Annotated in this window: 4 protein-coding genes; 1 reads left to right on the top strand and 3 read right to left on the bottom strand. The window is 65.8% G+C overall.

The features are described from left to right. Positions 1-405: 405 nt before the first annotated feature. The 3 genes from AB4Y83_RS22560 to AB4Y83_RS22550 all read right to left on the bottom strand — a co-directional run bounded on the left by AB4Y83_RS22560 (position 406) and on the right by AB4Y83_RS22550 (position 3,202). The gene (locus AB4Y83_RS22560) at positions 406-1,347 is read right to left on the bottom strand and encodes an ATP/GTP-binding protein (protein ID WP_442298264.1); all 942 of its coding nucleotides are present in this window, start codon (positions 1,345-1,347) and stop codon (positions 406-408) included. 59 nt (positions 1,348-1,406) lie between these two features. Continuing rightward, positions 1,407-1,832, bottom strand: coding sequence for an alpha/beta fold hydrolase (locus tag AB4Y83_RS22555; protein ID WP_442298263.1), 426 nt, complete (start codon positions 1,830-1,832; stop codon positions 1,407-1,409). A gap of 506 nt (positions 1,833-2,338) precedes the next feature. Then, positions 2,339-3,202, bottom strand: a complete 864-nt coding sequence (locus tag AB4Y83_RS22550; RefSeq protein ID WP_442298262.1) for a tyrosine-type recombinase/integrase — start codon at positions 3,200-3,202, stop codon at positions 2,339-2,341. 1,818 nt (positions 3,203-5,020) lie between these two features. Between AB4Y83_RS22550 and AB4Y83_RS22545 the strand changes: the two genes are divergently transcribed. Beyond that, complete coding sequence (locus AB4Y83_RS22545; protein ID WP_442298261.1) at positions 5,021-5,623, top strand: hypothetical protein; 603 nt, start codon at positions 5,021-5,023, stop codon at positions 5,621-5,623. Positions 5,624-5,703 lie beyond the last annotated feature (80 nt).

The following is a 5,703-nucleotide window of genomic DNA, read 5'->3' as shown; positions in this document are numbered from 1 at the left end:
GGTGAGGGCAGCGTTAGCGTGGGACACGAGGGCCTCCTGTTTGGCGAAGTGAACCTTGAGCAGTTCCACTCCACCGCGGGAGGCCCTCCCACGTCAGCAGCTCAGAGCGATGAGTCGCATTCCCTCAACCAACGTGCCCGGTCAGTACAGCTAGGTCCCCTAACACGACAAATTCGTGCGGAATCACTCGACCTGCTGCATCTCTGCGGCCCAATGGATCGGGAAAGCGCAGAGCGAGCCTCTCAGCGGCGCGGCAATAGGTCGCCGGCTCGTCCTCTAAGTTCGCAAAGAGCTCTTCGTAGACGGAAAGCGGGTCGGACAGGCGCCCGTCGAGAAGGAAGCGGAATCCCCAGGAACGTCCGCGGGTAGCCCAGATGAGCCCCTCGGGCGGCCCAGGCTCAGGGCTCACTTCCGGCTCCGGACTAGCCGCCGATCCGTGACGCCCTGGTCGAGGTCCAGCTTGAACTGCGTCAGCGTGGCACTTAGGTAGTCGTGATTCTCCCGGGCCTGGGCGTTCACTTGCTTGAGCTGCGACCCACCCATCTTGGCGGCCGCGATCAGGGCCGGGAGCGCTGCCTTGCTCGCGAGGGGCCCGACCGCGGGCAACTTGGCCAGCAGTCTGTCGACGCCGATCGACTTGCCGGCGGTCAGGGCCACGGCCAGCGTCTCGGCACCGTCAGCAAGTGTCTCCAGTACTTTCCTGGGGATCTCCATGCGCTCGTTCCACTGGACTCGGCGCTCAAGGGGGAGCAACGAGGCCACGGGCAGGATCAGGTCGAGTCCGACCCGCTGCGTCACGTCGATCTGCACCGGGTCAGGGGTGGCCGAGGAAAGCTCAAATTTGGCCGAGGAGAGCAGCATGAAGTCTTCGCCGACTGACAGCGCTTCGGGTGTCTCCACCAGAGCTTGGAGCGTCGCGCGCAGGGCCTCAATGTGCTCTGCGGCCTTGCCGATTACGAGGTCGCGGAACGAGTGGATGTCCCAGTCTGGGAAGAGATCGGCCTTGGAGAGTGCCAGGACCCAGATGCGCGGGAACTCGACCAGACGGTCTTCCTCGGCCAGCAATTCTTCCTTCAAACGCAGCAGGCCTTGGCGGAAATTCGTCAGCAGCGACTTAAGGTACCGCTCTTCCTCCCCGCGGTAGTCGAGCAACTTCTGACCATCGACCAGGAAGAGCGCCACGTCGGACCGCAGCAAGGACCGGAAGGTGTTTACACGGCGACCAGCCTCCTCCTCGTTGGCCGGCGACTCTTCGAACCATTCCCCGGGGTAGTCGTGCCATGCGATCCGCAAGGCGTCGAAGGGCCGCTTCTTCCCTGCGGAGTTGTCGCCGCCCTTCAGCTTCACAGAGAAGTAGTACGTCGTGGCCGCGAATCGAGTGGGCATCGGCGCCGTCGCACGGTCTCTCATGCCGAGATAGTTCTGGTAAAGCCGATTGCCCTGGCCTGTGTCGTCGGCGACGAGCGAGCGCAACTGTGCAGGGCCAAACGAGGCGCCAGAGTGGGCAGCGCGACCGCAACGTGAAGGGCCTGCATGCCGCCGAAGGACACGCCGACAACGCCTGCCGTCTGGTCGATCCCCAACACCTCACAGCACTGGGCGACGGCAGGGACGAACTCTGCGGCGGTGAGGCGCCCCACGTCGGTGCGGCCATATCCCGGGCGCGAGAACGACACGACTCCGTGCCCGATCGCGGTGTAGAGACTCCATCCGCAGTCGACGGCCGCAGAGCAGTGCCCTCCCGGAAAGAAGAGCACCGGCCGCTTGTCGCCGGGTGAATCCAGCACCTCCACCGCCCCCAAGCGGGTTCGGACTACTCGGGTCGTGCGCACCTCCCGAGGCTACGGCGCCCACCGCATCAGCGACCCGGGATCTGCCGGGGCCAGTGCCGGCTCCCGGTGCGGTCCGCAGGCGGCGAGGTGACTCAGCCGCCTCGGCATCCACGGACCTTCTAGGACGGGGCCTCCGCTCCTAGGTCGAGCGGGCGATGTCACGTCCCCCGGTTGAACCGTGCATGGGCGCGGTGCGTCGCCATATGGGGGCCAACCCTGAAAGGTTGACGCCCGATGGGAGAGGTGATCAGGGTGCTAGCCAAGCGATGGGTGATCGCGGGACTCGTTGCAGTGGCTGTCGTGGTGGTCGTTCTCGTGATCGTCTACAGCGGTGGCGGTGGCGGTGGCGGTGGCGGTGGTGGCGGTGGTGGCGGCGGCGGGGGCGGCTACTAAGCCACCGCAATAATCCGCCCACGCCGTCGGCCCATGATCGAACGGTCCTGAGTGCCTATAGAGCCCGAGCTGTGCGCGATCGCGGCGGACAAACGTCGGGAGGCCCGATGTCTCTAGACACCGGCTACGTATGCGGTGAGGAAGTGGACGCCATGCCGGTCGAGATTGCCGCGAGCGCGGTCGTAGTGCTCGGTGGTGCGCGGGTCGGCGTGCCTTGCCAGGATCTGCGCGTCGCGGAGCGGGACGCCGGCGTCGAGGGCGTTGGTGATGGCGGCGTGCCGTAGCGAGTGCGGGCTGATGTGCCGCGGGATGCCGGCGGTCTTCGCGATGCGGGCGACCATTCGGTAGACGTCGCGTCGGTCGATCGGCTTGCCGGAGACCGGCCGCAGCACCAGGTGTCCCGATGTGCGCTGGCCGCGGCAGGCCTCGAGTGCCCGGAGTACGGGGACGGTCACCGGCATGGTGGCGGGCTTGTTGCCTTTGCCGATCACGTGCAGGACGCGGAGGGTGTCGGCGTAGTCCTCGATCCGCACCGCCGCCGCTTCTGAGGCGCGGAGGGCGTTGATGCCGAGCAGGTAGGCGAGGGCGCCGTGGTGGACGGTGATGGTTTGGGCGACTTGGAGGAAACGGATCAGCTCGAGGCGGTCCAGTCCTTGGGTGCGGGACTCGTCGCGGTGAATCTTGGGTAGCCGCGCATAGACGGCTGGGTCGGCCGTGATGAGGCCATCGATGTGGGCGAAGCGGAAGTAGCCGCGGACGGCGTGCATCATGGTGACGACGGAGGAGTCCATCAGGCCCCGCTCGCCTAGGTGACGGATGTAGAGCTCGATGTGTGCTCGCTGGATTCCGAGGAGCGGGTCGAGCCCGCTGATCTCGCACCAGGCGAACCACTCCCGCAGCTGGAACGCGTAGAGGGAGTGGGTGCGCCCGGCGTAGCGCGCCAGGAAGGACACGGCGGCGAGTTGGGCCCTGGACATGGTCGCGGGCTGGAACGGTAGAAGGGTGGACGGGCCGGACATGAAGTCACCTCGCGCGGCGATGCTTCACTGACCTAGACCCTGCACGCCGCTGGCGGCCAGGCGTATGGACCTATCGACGCTAGCCACATGCCAGCGTTTCGGCCCGCCTGCAGTCGGCGGAAAGATGCTCGTCCCGTCGCGGTCACACCGGGACGGGCTGTGATGCAAACTGGCCCGATGGACTGGACGCGCGAGGGGCTCGTCGAGGCGGGATTCGAAGGCTTCGTGCCATTCGCTGTGTTGCCCTCGTCCGCCGTGCCCCGAGGGCCCGGGGTCTACGTCGTGCTTCGGGAGCGGGTGGATGACCCGGCGTTTCTTGAGACCAGCCCTGCCGGGTGGTTCAAGGGCAAGGATCCGTCGGTGTCCGTGGAGACTTTGGAACAGGCTTGGGTGCCAGGAGCGCAGGTTCTCTACATCGGTAAGGCGAGCCTGGAGCGTCCGGCCGGCGCGGTCTCGCGAAGCGCCTCGACGAGTACCGCAGGCATGGTGCCGGGGAGCCAGTCGGGCACTGGGGCGGCAGGTTTCTTTGGCAGTCGGTCGACAGTGGGTCCTTGGTCGTTGCGTGGCGCCAGACGCCCAACGCGGACGCGGAGGACGTCGAGTCCGAACTCATCTCGCAGTTCGTCTCCGACTGGGGCGGCCGTCCGTTTGCTAACCGGAAGGCCGGGCGCGTCATCAAGGCGAGTTAGCTGCCTCGCGGCCGGGTGACGCGGCCGCAGCACCGCACGCACGATCGCTCCTAGGCACTCACCGACGTACAGGAGCCATTGTCACAGGTCATTGGCATCATCATAGTATGGGGTGGATCGATGTCATCGAAGCGGCGCCGGAACTGTTATCGCGGCGATGGAAGAGGGCGGTGGGCTGGGCGCTCGTTCTGGGCTTCCTGCTTTTCCCGAATGCCGGGCGAGACCTTATGGCCTGGTACGTGCGAGAGAAGACGCAAGAGTTACTCGAAGTCCTACTGCCGCTCCTGCAGCAGCAGTCCTCGCACACCTCTTGACGGGCTGCCGGCCCGCGGCGGATAAACGCGGCGGAAAGACCCTCGTCCCCTCGCTGACACATCGGGCCTGGCCCTGATGCAAACTGGCCCGATGGACTGGACGCGCGACAGGCTGGTCGAGGCGGGATTCAAAGGCTTCGTGCCATTCGCTGTGCTGCCCTCGTCCTCCGTGCCCCGAGGGCCGGGGGTCTACGTCGTGCTTCGGGAGAGAGTGGATGACCCGGCGTTTCTTGGTGCCAGCCCTGCCGGGTGGTTCAAGGGCAAAGATCCCTCAGTACCCTTGGAGACTTGGAAAAGGCTTGGATACCAGGAGCGCAGGTTCTCTACATCGGCAAGGCGAATACCGGAGCATCCGGCCGGCGTGGTCTGGCGAAGCGCCTCGACGAGTACCGCAGGCATGGTGCGGGGGAGCCGGTCGGGCACTGGGGCGGCAGATACCTTTGGCAGTTGGTCGACAGTGAGACCCTGCTCGTTGCGTGGCGCGAGACGCACAACGCGGTCGCTGAGGACGTCGAGTCCGAAACTCATCTCGCAGTTCGTCTCCGACTGGGGCGGCCGACCTTTTGCTAACCGAAAGGCCGGGCGCGTCATCAAGGCGGGTTAGCTACCTCGCGGCGGGATGACGCGTTGCCGTGCGCTCCGATGGATCGGTGGCCTACGCGTCCGTTCAGGAGTCTTGGCTCGGGGCTTGAGCGTTTCCCGCTGGGTTATGGCCCCTCGAACGCCTCGAATGCCAGTACGTTCGTACGGGAGCGCCGACGAGCAGGAGGACTGTGGTGGTTGCGACCTCGAAGGTTATCTCCGGACCCGGCGCGCTCGCGAGGCTGATAGCGACGCTTCCGAAGAAGGCCAAGTTGACGGCTGCGATCGCCTACATCACCGACCCTACGGGGCTGGAACTGAAGGCCGGCGACCGCATCTATGTGAATTGCCTCGACGCAACGATCGCGTCTGGCGGCACCGACCCGCGGGTTTTGGAGAAGTGGGCTCGGGCGGGTGTTGAGGTGCTGCACTGCGAGGAGTTGCACGCGAAGGTTGTAGTGGCTGGGCGGTGGACGGCCATCGGGTCGACGAACCTGTCACAGCGGGCGAATCGAGTCCAAGAGGCATTGTGGATCGGAACTGACCCCGAGACGCGGAATCAAGCGCTGACGTTTCTGAACAGCTTGGCCGATGTGTCCGTGGAGGTCGACGCGCCTTGGTTGCGCGCCAAGCGGGGGCTATTCGGCACCGCACGCACGGGTGGTGGTGGCGCGCGGCGACGAAGCGACCACGAACGACGCCCGCATTCAGTACTGCCGGTGAAGTGTCGACGCCGCTCGAAAACGAGGCCGTTCCGACGGTCGAAAACGAGGCCACCGGTTTGTCGGTTCTAGTCTGCCGGGTCTTGGGTTCTGATGCTGGGCAGGGTGTCGATTCCTCGGTTGCGTAGCCGGTAGCTGGCGCCCTTTAGGGT

Origin of the sequence: Terrabacter sp. RAF57 (genome assembly GCF_052113925.1) — a bacterium.
Lineage (GTDB): Bacteria > Actinomycetota > Actinomycetes > Actinomycetales > Dermatophilaceae > Terrabacter.
Note: the sequence above shows the minus strand (reverse complement) of the source record. Positions and strands in the feature narration are given on the sequence as shown.

Bases quoted from the DNA above. Each gene is read 5' to 3' on its own strand.
- AB4Y83_RS22550 (WP_442298262.1), bottom strand. From the start codon at position 3,202: ATGTCCAGGGCCCAACTCGCCGCCGTGTCCTTCCTGGCGCGCTACGCC.